The sequence below is a fragment of the Synechococcus sp. PH41509 genome (genome assembly GCF_020514285.1).
Classification (GTDB): domain Bacteria; phylum Cyanobacteriota; class Cyanobacteriia; order PCC-6307; family Cyanobiaceae; genus Parasynechococcus.
In genome coordinates this window covers 26605-38487 of sequence record NZ_VTLD01000019.1, presented here as the reverse complement: position 1 = coordinate 38487, position 11883 = coordinate 26605, and the positions used below count along the sequence as shown (strand labels likewise).

The following is an 11883-nucleotide window of genomic DNA, read 5'->3' as shown; positions in this document are numbered from 1 at the left end:
CTGGCAGCACCGGCATCTGATCCGCCATCTCGCCATGGATGGCACGGCGTGCATGGGGCACAAGACGATCCAAGGTGCGGTTCGTGTAGCAGAGGATGCGTGCAGCATCGGGGTTGTCTTGCACCGAGGCCTCCCGCAAAGCACGCCGGGCCTGATCCAGCCACTCCCGTTGGATCAAGCTGCACACCTGTCCCTGCGGTGATCGAATCGGCGGCATCAGCGGCGGCATCTGGCAAGGCAGGCGACCCTCCCGGAGACCAGAGGCCAGCTGGAGCACAGGCCCTTGATGACGCACCACCTGGGTCAACGTGGCAGAACAAGACCGTTGCATCGCAAACACGGGACTGTTGGTCTCACCCACCGGTGGCAACTGGGCGGGGTCGCCGACAAACACCAAACGGGTCTTGAAAGGATGGGCGCACTGGAGGGCAATGCCCAGCAGGGTACTGTCGACCATGGAGGCTTCGTCGATCAACACTAGGCCCAGGTTCTCCAGGGCCATGGCTGTCTGCTCTGTGGGTTCGCAGAGTTCAGCGTCAGCGGATCGCTTGAGCTTCAACCGCAACAAACGATGGATTGTGGAGGGATACCAGGTTGGTTGGAGACCCTCCAACTCAAGGGCCTGGCGTAAGACGCCCACCGCTTTGTGGGTTGGCGCCACGACGGTCCAACACAAACCGCTGGCTTCCACCTGCCGCAGCAGGCGCATGGAGAGAAAGGTCTTGCCGCTGCCGGCAAAACCACTGAGCACAAACGGCGTGCCATCAACGGGCTGATTGATCCAAGCCGCGAAGGCATCGGACGCCGCCTGCTGATCAGTGGTGAGCTCGGCGGCTGCGGTCACCCCAGCCCGGCTCCAAGACGGGCCACCAGATGCAGCGGTGATCCCAAATACTCCAAGCCGGGCAAAGCGATGGCCGGGCCCAACAGGCTGCCCACCAACACCTGCAGCCGACTGTGGCCCAGGCTTTCCTTGAGCGGTTTCGCAGGGGGCTCCGGCCAAAGCGAATCAGGCAGACCGTTGACCCGTTCCGCCGTCAGACCCGCGGCTCTGCGAATGCCGCTGGCGTCGTACATCACGACAAACGCCACCACCGCCGCAAGGGCGAAAAGGGGGTGATCAAAGCCAAGGGTCCATCCAACACATGCCGCCGTCCCTGTAACCAGGGCGGAATGGCTGGAGGGCATGCCACCGGTTTCAATCAGCACCGCCGGACGCCAACGGCGGTGCAGCAGCAACTCGAGGAACAGCTTCGACAACTGGGCCACTCCGCAGGCCATCAAACCCCAGGTCAGCGAACTGTTGTCGAGCACCTCCTGCACAACAGCGTGGGAGGGAATGGCTTCGATCATCGGTCGCGGCTGGTGATGAAGTCCGCCAATGCGAGCAGGGGAACCGCCTTCTCAGCCCAAGGTTGGAGCGATTCTTTCGCTTCATTGACCAACGCGTCAGCCCTGTGGCGGGATTCCTCTAACCCCAGAAGCTTGGGATAGGTGGTCTTGTCGGCGATGAGATCTTTGCCGGCGGTTTTGCCGAGCACCTCACTGCTTGCGGTGATGTCGAGGATGTCGTCAATGATCTGAAACGCCAAGCCGATCCCCCTCGCATAGATGCGCAGGGCCTTGATCAGGGCATCATCGGCGCCGCCAATCATGGCCCCGGTGATGACACAAGCGCTCAATAGGGCTCCCGTTTTGTGGAGGTGGATGTACTCGAGGGTTTCCAGATCCACCTCCTTTCCTTCGCATTCCAGGTCCACCACCTGACCGCCCACCAAACCAGGTGCACCGGCCACCAACGACAGTTCTCCGACAACCTTGAGCAAGCGCTCCGCCGGCAGACCCGGGCTGCGCAGGGCCACCATTTCAAAGGCTCGGGTCAGCAGTGCATCACCGGCAAGGATGGCGACGGCTTCGCCGTACACCTTGTGATTGGTGGCACGACCACGCCGCAAGTCATCGTCATCCATGGCCGGCAGGTCGTCATGGATCAGCGACATGGTGTGGATCATTTCAAGCGCCACCGCAGTCGGCAGAGCCTGCGACGCGTCCCCACCGGCCAACTCACAGGCGGCGAGGCAAAGAATTGGACGCAAGCGCTTTCCACCGGCAAGCAGCGAATACCGCATCGCTTCCCTAAGGGACTCCGGCCTCTCAGGACCTAGGGATCCATCAAGTGCCGTTTCCACCCGCTCTTTGGCCTTGCCGAGATAGGCCTTGAAATCAAACTCGGCGCTCATGGGTGGACCCTGGCTGGCGGGATTCTCTCAGGCCGAGTCCTTGATGCCGAGTGGAACCCAATCCATGGGATGGGGTGTTCGCATCTCGCGTCCCTTCCCTGGCGCCGTGGTGATGGCCAGGTCATAGGAGACCGAATAGCGGGGACCTTCGCCTTCATAAGGGAGCACCCGATGCCGAAGATCCGAAGGGAACAACAACAGCCGGTGGGGCCTCGGCGCGAAAACACCACCGGAGACGGCGGCATCGCGATAGGGAATCGCCATCACATGGCTGAAGTAATCGTCGGGAGCCTCAAATTCCAGCTCCCCACTCTCATTCGCCGGATCTGCCAACACGTAAAACACCGCACTCAACTGAGCATTGCGATGGCTATGCAGGTCAATCGTTCCGCCATTTCTGGCACAAACCACAGGCCAGGCCTTTTGGATGTGCGCCACAAGGCCGTGATCGTTCCCCAAGAGCGCACGGAGATAGTCCGACACGTAAACGGATAGCTGAGCGTTCAGCCACTGGAACGCATCCATGCGATGCAACTGATCCAGGCCGGCGTGGCCCAACAAATCTCCCGTGAGGTTGTTGCGATCGCTGAACTCAGGGTGCTGGTACACCTGAGCGTCGAAATGTTCAAGCTGCTGCTGCATGGCTGCGGCCGTCGCTGCATCCGGTTCAAGATCCGCCTGCAGAACGGGTGTTGGGAACAGCCAGTGCAGCGCCATTGAATCGATCAGGGCACGAGATCGTCCAAATCATGGTCAATGTTGTGGCGTCTGCACCACGCCACCACGGTGTTCACCAGAAGCATCGTGACCGTCATCGGCCCGACACCCCCTGGGACAGGGGAGAGCGCACCGGCGATCGACTCGATTTCATCAGCACGAACATCACCGCATAGACCGCCTTCAGGCTTGCGGTGAATACCGACATCCACCACAGCCGCACCCGGCCTCACGTGGTCAACCCCGATGAACTGGGGACGCCCCGCCGCCACAACCAGAATCTCAGCCTCCTTGGTGTGCGCCGCCAGATCTGCCGTGCGGGAATGGGCGATGGTGACGGTGGCGTTGGCGGCCTGAAGCATCAAGGCCATCGGCTGTCCTACAAGAATGCTTCGGCCGATCACCACAGCGCGCTTGCCCGCCGGGTCGATTCCATTGCTGCGCAGCATCGCCATCACCCCTGCGGGGGTGCAGCTGCGCGGGCCCGGTTCACCCTTGAGCAGCCGTCCGAGATTGAGGGTGTGCAGACCATCCGCATCCTTCTCGGGATCAATCGCCATCAACAGCGGCCCCTCATCCAGACCGGCCGGCAGGGGAAGCTGCAGGAGGATCCCATCCACCTCCGGGTTGGCATTCAACAGTTCAATAGTCTGAAGCACCTCCGCAGCAGGAGTGTCGCCAGGGAGGTGATCGCCAAAGCTGGCCACACCAATCCGAGCACAAGCCTTTTCTTTGTTGGCGACGTAGACGGCGCTGGCCGGATCATCTCCGACACGAAGCACCGCCAACCCTGGCGGTCGACCCACCTCAGCCAGACGCTGTTCGATCAGAGATTGAAGACGACGCTCCACATCCCTTGCCAGCACCTTGCCGTCCAAACGCAGGGCCATGGCATCTCAGTCCACTGCCTACAGCATGCCCTCTGGAGAGAGCTAGCGTGAAGCTGCTACGGGGTCCTTTTTGGTTCGCGTTCCACGGCTGAGCAGCCTCAGGAGGAACTGGCTACGGCTCGAGGGCCCAGGGAGCCGACTGCTGCGCTGGACGCGGTTGCAAGCCCTCGTCGTTCTGCTGTTGTGCCTATCCGTGGCGGCAGCCTCAAGCCTGCCTTGGCTGATCAAACCGGAACTCCAGCCGGGATCGCTTGCCCCGTTTGATGCCATAGCGCCGAAAGATGTCCTGGTTCAGGACAGCACCGCCCTCGAACAGCAGCGCGCCTCTCTGGTGGCGCGATCAGTGGTCCAGGTCATCGATCAAGACCAAAACCAACGACTTAAACAACGCCTGGAGCAGCAACTGCTTCAGCTGCAGGAGGTCACCAACACCGGTTCTGGAGCTCGGATCGGGCCGGTCAACCTGTCCGAGCCGGAGCAGAAATGGCTGGAACAACGCAGCGAACAGGAGCATCTCGCCTGGGATGCCGCGGTGCGAAGCACTGCGAATCGGATGCTCAGCCAAGGACTGGTCAGCAATCTGGCCGTTGAGCAATTGCGCCAGGCCGCCGACCTTCAACTGAAGGCTGTCGCGCTGAAGGAGCCGGCGTCACGATCCCTGGCCACCAAGGTGCTGACCAGCGCCCTGCGCGGGAGCAGCAACCTGCGCACCGACCCGAACCTGAGCAAACAGCTGATCGAAGAGCAGCTGACCAAACAGGCCATCCCTACCATCCAAGTGCGCAAGGGAGATCTGATCACCCGCAAAGGCGAACCGATCAGTCCCCAGGCCTACGACGTGCTCGATTATTTCGGCCGCGTGCGCCGCGAACCCCAACCTTTGATTTGGTTTAAGCGGTTCGTGGAAGCCGCTGCTGGCTGTGCAGCAATGCTGTTGGTAATGCGGCGTGAACGGCCTGGCCTGGAGGTACGCCACGCCCTGCTGGCGGTGGGACTTCTTCTCCTGGTGCAGGTCGCCAAACTCTGGTTCAAGGGAACCGTGAGCCCGCTTGCCGTTCTGGTACCACCCACCCTGGTGCTGGCTGAAGGTCTCGGTACCGGCTGCGGCTTGATCTGGATGGGTGTAGCAGCCCTGCTCTGGCCTGAACCCGTGCTGGGTCTTGGAGATGGTCGCCTTCTTGTGGCAGCAACAGTCGCTGCAGCTGGGGCCTTGATCGCGGGCCGTCAACGCAGCCGCGGACAGCTCCTACAACTGACGGTGCTGCTGCCAATCGGTGCCCTTGTTGGCCAGTGGCTGCTGCTGCAACTCCAGCCCTTCACCGGTCTGCGTCTCTGGGGAAGCCTGAATCCCAGCCTTGATGAACTGGCCACCGACGCCTTGCTGCTCGGGGTTCTTCTGATGTTCAGCCTGCTGCTGATCCCCATGCTCGAGGGATCCTTCGGACTGCTCACCCGAGCCCGGCTGCTTGAACTGGCGGATCAAGAACGTCCCTTGCTCCGCCGCCTCTCTTGCGAAGCCCCAGGAACGTTTGAACACACTCTGATGATCTGCGGCCTGGCCGAGGAAGGGGCTCGAGCGATTGGGGCGGATGTGGATCTGATCCGGACCGGCTCGCTCTATCACGATGTGGGCAAACTGCATGCGCCTGACTGGTTCATCGAGAACCAGAAAGACGGCCCCAATCCCCATGACGCGCTTGACGACCCCCAGGCGAGCGCAGCGGTGCTTCAAGCCCACGTGGATGAAGGGCTGAAGCTGGCCCGGCGCCACCGCCTGCCCCGGCCCATCGCCGATTTCATCCCTGAGCACCAGGGCACCTTGAAGATGGGCTACTTCCTTCATAAGGCCCAGGAGCGCGGCGGGGCGGTTGAAGAGCGCCGTTTCCGCTACAGGGGCCCGGAACCCCGTTCCAAAGAAACGGCCATCTTGATGCTGGCCGACGGATGTGAGGCAGCCTTGCGATCCCTACCCCCCGACACCTCCGATGCCCAGGCGGTGGACACGGTGCGGCGGATCGTGGAAGCGCGACAGCGGGATGGACAACTGCGCAAAAGCAGCCTCAACCGCAGCGAAGTGGAACTGGTGATCCGTGCCTTCGTGCAGGTGTGGCGGCGGATGCGCCACCGCCGCATTCCTTATCCGATCCCGGCCCGTCGCTGATGGCCTGAGGGCTTATCGCCGTTCCACGACCTTGCGCTGGAGCACAACGGCAGCAGGAAGCAGGGTGATCAGATTGGCCGCCAGCACAGGGCCATCGTTCACCAGCAAGCCGTAGAACGACCAAAGCGCCACACCACTGGTGAACAGGGCGTACATGCCCAGGGAAATCGCCTTGGTGTCGCCACTGCGCAGCGTCTTCACCGCCTGCGGGAAAAAGCTGGCCGTCGTGAGGCCAGCGGCCAGATAGCCGACGAATTCAGCACTCAGTGGCAAAGGAAACCTCCTGCGCGATCAAACGGACGCGTTGCTTGGTGAAGGGATGCCGAAAGCTCAGGGCCTTGGCATGCAGATGCAACCGGCACGAACGAGCGGCATCGCCATAGATGGGATCACCAACGATGGGGTGTCCCAGCTCCGCCAGATGGGCCCGCAGCTGATGGGAACGCCCCGTGAGCGGGCGCAGCCAGATCCGCGTGCCGTGGGCATAAGCAGCACAGACTCTCCAAAGAGTTAGCGCCAGACGTCCTTCGGGATGGCTGCCATAGCGCGGGGGTTGGCGTGACAGCCGTGCCAAAGGGCTGGCAATACAGCCACGGCCAAGGAGCTCCCCCTCAACATCCGCCTGGTACAGCTTGTTGATCCGACGTTCGGCAAACAGGGCACTGAGCCGCCGCAGGGCATCGGCACTCCTGGCCAGCAACAGCACACCCGAGGTGTCGCGATCCAAGCGGTGGACCAATCGCAGACCTTGCTCTTTGCGCTGCAAGCGGGTGATCACGGAGTCCTGTTGATCAGGCCCGAGGCCCGGTTGCGTCAGCAGGCCAGCGGGCTTGTCGACCACCATCAGCCAAGGGTCGAGCATCAGCAGCTTCAAGGGGAGATTCGAGTGGCGCAGTGCTTTTCAAACAAAGCCACCACCTGGGTGGGCGGCAGAGCCTGCACTAGCCGGGCTTCCGCCTCAACGTGATGCTGACTCGTGTGATACAGCTGCAACTCGTGAAAAGTATCCGGCTCAAGACGGCGAGCCTCCTCCATGTTTTTGGCCAGCAACGGCGCGGGCATCAGGTTTCCGCCGTTGCACGACTGCATCACATGGGCTGATTCATGGGCCAAAACGACCCAAACAACCGATGGATCGTCGGGAAGGTTGTTGCCACACATCAAGAGGGCCTGCTTGCCCTCATGAAAGGCTCCCAGCAAGCCGGCAGGACAGTCAGGCGCCACCAGCGCATTCACACCCGCCCGCTGCAGCAGCCGCAGGTAACTGGCGATGCGATCCCACGTTGATGCCTGAACGGCACCTCCCGTCAGGTTCATGACCAGCAGAGCCAACAACACCCCCCCGAAACCTCGACGCATGGGGCAGGACAGCCTTGAACAATCTCATTGATCCCAAAAGCGACTCAAGTCGAGCCGAAACCCACCGAAGATCTATAGATTTTCAATCACTGAGGAGGTTCTCGACGGAAGCAAGCTTCTCGGAAAACGACTGCTGCCGATCGGTGCGGGTGTTGAGCTTGAGCGTTGTGTAGAGCCGTGGGGCTCCCATGCCGTGCAACTCAACGTGACAGGCATGCACACACGCCATGACCTCCTCCCAGGGGCCTTCGATCGCGGTGCCATTGGGACCCAGCTGATGCTTGAGGCCTGTGGCAGCAATCACGCGTTCACAGGCGGCGACGTAGGGGGAAAGACTGACGCCAACGCCTATTGGCACAACGCAGAGGTCAACACTGACCCACATCAGTCCACCATCACGCTGGACTGGCTCAAGCAGCTGACCGGATATTCAATGGTGCGCCAACTGCCGCTGTCGGTTCGCACTTCAACTGCAATTCCCTGCTGCCCCATCGAACATCGAGACCCTTGACCAGTGCACCAATCGCTGGCCTCGGCAAGGGCCAGCTCCAATGTGTCGTAAGGGGCATCGAGCACCGGATGAGGCTGACCGTCAAGGCCAACCAACCGGTAGCGGGAGCGATGTTTAGCCATCGCGATCCAATCCCGGAAGTGTCACCATTCTCCCATGTTCATGGCCCCGAATCATCCACACACTGGAGCCAGCAACATGGCGGCAACGACATGAGTGAGCAGCTGCAGCAGGCTTACAACAGCTTGATGGCCAAGGCCCCGGGGGCAGCGTTTCAGAAAGCTCGGGCTCTGTATCTCAACAAATATCCACTTCCCCAACCTGACAGCACTGTCCCGCTGCGTCTTTACGTCTGCGAGGAGCAGCTTCAGGAATCCGTTCAGCCCGCCAACGACGGCCACCCGAATCACCGTCTGGCCATTCTCCAGTCACGACCGGGGCAATTGGCCGTGGTGCACTGGCAACAGCTCGATCCCCCTGAGACGGAGCAACTCCGCAGCTACCTCCAAGACACCTGGGATCTCAACACGGATGAACTGAAGATCACGGCCCTCAGTGCTCCCTGGTTCCGTGACGGCGGTCATCAGAGCCGATTTGCAGCACCGGTCGGACTGGGCTGGCAACAACAAACCCTATTAACTCTTCAGGAAGGAAAAGAAAAGTAATTCCGCAGATCGCAGCAGGCTGCAAGAACGCACCGCTAGCGAACAATTAGAGCCCCCTCTCAGCTAATGCTCACCAAGTACGCCGAACGCTACGTGCTGCGGTCCTCCTCAGCCGGCGGTTACCTCGGCGTCAATGCCGTAGATCAACACATCGAGCGGCAGCCATCCCTGGACAAGGCCTGGATTTTCCACACCCACGATGGTGCCGTCACCCACGCCCGCTGGATTGGAGAAGTGCACGGCGAAACACCGGACGTCGTGAAATTGGATCAATGAAAAGTGAAGCGGTGGTGATCAGCCATTGATGAAATTGCGGAGGCGACGCGATTCCGAGGCCTGATCCTGCTGAAGCTCCGCTGCTGTTCTGAAGCGATGTTCCCGCTGCTGTGCCGCAAAGACATCCGCCTCGGTCAAGACGTATCCGTGCTCGGCAGCGAGTGCAAGAAACTGCTCAAGATCCATGGGCTGTGCCAAGGCATGGGCCAATCCAGGGTCGCTGTCCCGAAGGGCCAGAAATTGATCCAGATCGTCGAGAGACATCACAGCAGCTCTTGTTGGAACATCCCATTCAAGTCAGCATCAGACTGATTTGGGAGGTCGCATGCTGTTGAAACTGATCAGCTGCGGCAGCCTCGCTCTTGCGAGTGTTCTCGTCGTAACGCTGCTGAAAGGATTGCAAGAGCAGGATCAACGCATCCATGCGCTGCAAGAACGGATCCATCAGCTGGAGCAACAAACGCCAGACCATGCCCAAAGCGACCTGCTCAGCCAACAGATGGGCTTGATGCAGGAACGCATGGATGCCTTTGCAGCCATGCGCACGTCCACGAACTCATCCCTTCACAGCATCCCCGCTGGCATTGGGCAGGATGAAGCGCTGCAACAGCACGAATAGCAATAGAACCGGCAGGATTGACACCACCGATCCGGCCGCAACGATCCGCCAATCCAGTGAAAAGCTGCTGGACAGCTGCTGCAGGCCCAAAGGGAGCGTGTAAAGCGATGGGTCGTCAAGAATCACCAGCGGCCAGAGGAAATCACTCCAAGTTCCGATGAAGACAAACATCGCCAGGGTGATGAGATCGGCTTTGGCGGCGGGGATCATTACGTTCCACCATTCCCCCAAGCGACTGCAACCGTCGATCCGTGCCGCCTCCTCGAGTTCCTTAGGAACGCCAAGAAAGCTTTGGCGCAGGAGATAAAGACCAAAAGCAGTAGCCGCCTGGGGGATCACCAAGGCCAGCAGGGTGTTGCGCAACCCCAACTGAACCATCAGCAGATACAGCGGAATCATCACCACCTGAAAAGGAATCAGGATCGTGGCCACCACCAAGCCCAGCACTAGGCCTCGGCCGGCGAAGCGCAACCTGGCCAAGGGGTAGGCGGCAAGGGAGCAGAACAGCAGGTTGGCCAGCACCGCCAGGGCACTCACAACAGTGCTGTTGAACAAATAGGTAGTGAGGGGATTGTCTTGAAACAGCCGGACGTAGGCATCGAAGCTCGGCTGGGCGGGCAACAACGCCGGCGGACTACTGAAGATGTCTTCCGCCGGACCCTTGAGCGAGGTGCTCACCAACCAGAGCAACGGCGTGAGCACCAGCAGCGCAAGAAGAATCAGCAGCACCAGCTGAACAGCCCGGGCGGTGGAGGTGCGCATGGCGTCGGCTCTAGAGCGTCGGTCGGCCCTCCAGAACAACAGGATCTTTCTGAGGATGCAATGACTGACGCTCCTGACCGGCCACCAGACGGTTGAGGGCATTGACGAAGGCCATTGCCGCAGCGACCACCACGTCGGTGTCGGCAGCGTGGCCGGAATACAAAGCACCATCGCGGCGCAGACGAATGGTCACGTCCCCCATGGCATCGATGCCCTCGGTGACCGACTTGACCGAGAACTCGATCAACTCATTGGGCACGCCCGCCAGATCATTCAAGGCACGGCAGACGGCATCCACCGGACCGGTGCCCACCGCCGAGCCTGTGGTCTCACTGCCCTCTTCATCCAACAGCGTGACGGTGGCGGTAGGACGCAGGCTGCTTCCGCAGCTGACCTGAACCAGCTTGAGCTGGAAGCGAGCTTCAGGCTGCTGAACCTGTTCGCTGACAATCGCCTCCAGATCACGGTCTGTAATTTCCCGCTTGCGATCAGCGAGTTCCTTGAAACGAGCAAACGCCTCATCGAGATCGTCGCGGGTGAGGTCGTAGCCCAGTTCCTCCAGACGGGCGCGAACGGCACTGCGGCCGCTCAGCTTGCCGAGAGAGATGCGGTTGTCAGACAACCCCACGGTCTTGGCATCGATGATTTCGTAGGTCAGCCGGTTCTTGAGCACGCCGTCCTGGTGAATGCCGGATTCATGGGCGAAGGCATTCGCACCAACGATGGCCTTGTTGGGCTGCACAACCATGCCGGTGAGATTCGAGACCAAGCGGGAGGTCTTGGTGATCTCTTCAGTGCGCACGGCGGTGAGCGGCGTGGGGCTTTCCTCCTCCCGCCCAAAGAACGGGTTGTAGTAGCGACGACGCACATGCAACGCCATCACCAACTCCTCGAGGGATGCATTGCCGGCGCGTTCGCCGATGCCATTGATCGTGCATTCGAGCTGACGGGCGCCGTTCTTAACCGCTTCGAGGAAATTGGCCACGGCCAGGCCGAGATCGTTGTGGCCGTGCACCGAGATCACGGCATCGGCAATGTTGGGCACGTGCTGATTGATGCCCGCGATCAGAGCACCGAACTCCGACGGCGTGGTGTAGCCAACGGTGTCGGGAATGTTGATCGTGGTGGCACCCGCAGCAATCGCCGCCTCAATCACCTCGTAGAGGAACTCCGGATCACTTCGCCCTGCGTCTTCACAGGAGAATTCAACGTCTTCCACCAGCGAGCGGGCATAGCTCACCATCTCGGGAACGATGCCCAGCACATCGGCACGGCTTTTGCGCAGCTTGTGCTCGAGGTGAATGTCGCTGGTGGCAATAAAGGTATGAATGCGGCGACGCGGCGCCGGTGCAACCGCATCGGAGCAGGCCTTGATGTCTGCCCTCGAGGCCCGGGCCAGGCCGCAAATGATCGGACCGTTGTCCCCACCGACCTGCTGGGCGATCCGCTGCACAGCGGCAAAATCACCGGGACTGGCGAAAGGAAATCCAGCCTCGATCACATCCACGCCGAGCCGAGCCAGCTGCTGGGCGATGGCCAGCTTCTCCTCAAGGTTGAGGCTCGCCCCCGGAGACTGCTCACCATCCCGCAGGGTGGTGTCAAAAATCAGGACGCGACCGGGGTCCTTGGCCATGGAAGGGGCTCCAGCGGAGGTCTTAGTCGGAATGACTATGAGTTAACTCA

Annotated in this window: 17 protein-coding genes; 4 read left to right on the top strand and 13 right to left on the bottom strand. The window is 60.9% G+C overall.

The features are described 5' to 3' along the window. From FZZ88_RS06430 to folD, 5 genes are all read right to left on the bottom strand, one after another. The coding region (locus FZZ88_RS06430) for an AAA family ATPase (RefSeq protein ID WP_230332847.1) at positions 1-844 on the bottom strand (844 nt) is incomplete at its 3' end. Continuing rightward, positions 841-1353: a divergent PAP2 family protein gene (locus FZZ88_RS06425; RefSeq protein ID WP_166017283.1), complete on the bottom strand. Its 513-nt coding sequence runs from the start codon at positions 1351-1353 to the stop codon at positions 841-843. The genes FZZ88_RS06425 and FZZ88_RS06430, both read right to left, overlap by 4 nt. Then, on the bottom strand, positions 1350-2240 hold the full coding sequence (crtE, locus tag FZZ88_RS06420; RefSeq protein WP_166017284.1) for a geranylgeranyl diphosphate synthase CrtE: 891 nt from the start codon (positions 2238-2240) through the stop codon (positions 1350-1352). The genes FZZ88_RS06425 and crtE overlap by 4 nt, the downstream gene beginning before the upstream one ends. 27 nt (positions 2241-2267) lie before the next feature. Continuing rightward, positions 2268-2957, bottom strand: a complete 690-nt coding sequence (locus FZZ88_RS06415) for a TIGR02466 family protein (RefSeq protein ID WP_166017285.1) — start codon at positions 2955-2957, stop codon at positions 2268-2270. Positions 2958-2965: 8 nt separating this feature from the next. Then, complete coding sequence (gene folD, locus FZZ88_RS06410; protein WP_166017286.1) at positions 2966-3847, bottom strand: bifunctional methylenetetrahydrofolate dehydrogenase/methenyltetrahydrofolate cyclohydrolase FolD; 882 nt, start codon at positions 3845-3847, stop codon at positions 2966-2968. Between the two features lie 70 nt (positions 3848-3917). Here folD and FZZ88_RS06405 point away from each other — a divergent pair, with 70 nt between their 5' ends. Continuing rightward, positions 3918-6008: an HDIG domain-containing metalloprotein gene (locus FZZ88_RS06405; protein ID WP_166017287.1), complete on the top strand. Its 2091-nt coding sequence runs from the start codon at positions 3918-3920 to the stop codon at positions 6006-6008. A gap of 12 nt (positions 6009-6020) precedes the next feature. Here the strand turns inward: FZZ88_RS06405 and FZZ88_RS06400 are convergent, their stop codons facing one another. The 5 genes from FZZ88_RS06400 to FZZ88_RS06380 all read right to left on the bottom strand — a co-directional run bounded on the left by FZZ88_RS06400 (position 6021) and on the right by FZZ88_RS06380 (position 8000). Continuing rightward, on the bottom strand, positions 6021-6281 hold the full coding sequence (locus FZZ88_RS06400) for a SemiSWEET family sugar transporter (RefSeq protein ID WP_206339147.1): 261 nt from the start codon (positions 6279-6281) through the stop codon (positions 6021-6023). Next, complete coding sequence (locus tag FZZ88_RS06395) at positions 6265-6870, bottom strand: RluA family pseudouridine synthase (protein WP_226423687.1); 606 nt, start codon at positions 6868-6870, stop codon at positions 6265-6267. Before FZZ88_RS06395 ends, FZZ88_RS06400 begins: the two co-directional genes overlap by 17 nt. Before the next feature lie 8 nt (positions 6871-6878). Continuing rightward, the gene (locus FZZ88_RS06390; RefSeq protein ID WP_166017288.1) at positions 6879-7367 is read right to left on the bottom strand and encodes a hypothetical protein; all 489 of its coding nucleotides are present in this window, start codon (positions 7365-7367) and stop codon (positions 6879-6881) included. 82 nt (positions 7368-7449) lie between these two features. After that, positions 7450-7752: an MTH1187 family thiamine-binding protein gene (locus tag FZZ88_RS06385; protein ID WP_166017289.1), complete on the bottom strand. Its 303-nt coding sequence runs from the start codon at positions 7750-7752 to the stop codon at positions 7450-7452. Beyond that, positions 7752-8000 carry a hypothetical protein gene (locus FZZ88_RS06380; RefSeq protein WP_166017290.1) on the bottom strand — a complete coding sequence of 83 codons (249 nt, stop codon included), beginning with the start codon at positions 7998-8000 and terminating at the stop codon, positions 7752-7754. The genes FZZ88_RS06385 and FZZ88_RS06380 overlap by 1 nt, the downstream gene beginning before the upstream one ends. A gap of 90 nt (positions 8001-8090) precedes the next feature. Here FZZ88_RS06380 and FZZ88_RS06375 point away from each other — a divergent pair, with 90 nt between their 5' ends. Together FZZ88_RS06375 and FZZ88_RS06370 are read left to right on the top strand one after the other, a co-directional pair. Further along, entirely contained in the window at positions 8091-8543 is a 453-nt protein-coding gene (locus tag FZZ88_RS06375; RefSeq protein WP_166017291.1) for a hypothetical protein, read from the top strand. Between the two features lie 66 nt (positions 8544-8609). Beyond that, positions 8610-8819: a hypothetical protein gene (locus FZZ88_RS06370; protein WP_115025304.1), complete on the top strand. Its 210-nt coding sequence runs from the start codon at positions 8610-8612 to the stop codon at positions 8817-8819. An 18-nt stretch (positions 8820-8837) separates the two neighbouring features. Here the strand turns inward: FZZ88_RS06370 and FZZ88_RS06365 are convergent, their stop codons facing one another. Then, on the bottom strand, positions 8838-9083 hold the full coding sequence (locus FZZ88_RS06365; protein ID WP_166017292.1) for a Nif11-like leader peptide family natural product precursor: 246 nt from the start codon (positions 9081-9083) through the stop codon (positions 8838-8840). Positions 9084-9144: 61 nt separating this feature from the next. Between FZZ88_RS06365 and FZZ88_RS06360 the strand changes: the two genes are divergently transcribed. Further along, on the top strand, positions 9145-9438 hold the full coding sequence (locus FZZ88_RS06360; RefSeq protein ID WP_166017293.1) for a hypothetical protein: 294 nt from the start codon (positions 9145-9147) through the stop codon (positions 9436-9438). Here FZZ88_RS06360 and FZZ88_RS06355 read toward each other — a convergent pair. Both FZZ88_RS06355 and FZZ88_RS06350 read right to left on the bottom strand, forming a co-directional pair. Next, the gene (locus FZZ88_RS06355) at positions 9376-10200 is read right to left on the bottom strand and encodes a carbohydrate ABC transporter permease (RefSeq protein ID WP_166017294.1); all 825 of its coding nucleotides are present in this window, start codon (positions 10198-10200) and stop codon (positions 9376-9378) included. The genes FZZ88_RS06360 and FZZ88_RS06355 overlap by 63 nt on opposite strands. Positions 10201-10210: 10 nt before the next feature. Continuing rightward, entirely contained in the window at positions 10211-11833 is a 1623-nt protein-coding gene (locus FZZ88_RS06350) for a 2-isopropylmalate synthase (RefSeq protein ID WP_166017295.1), read from the bottom strand. Positions 11834-11883: the final 50 nt, after the last annotated feature.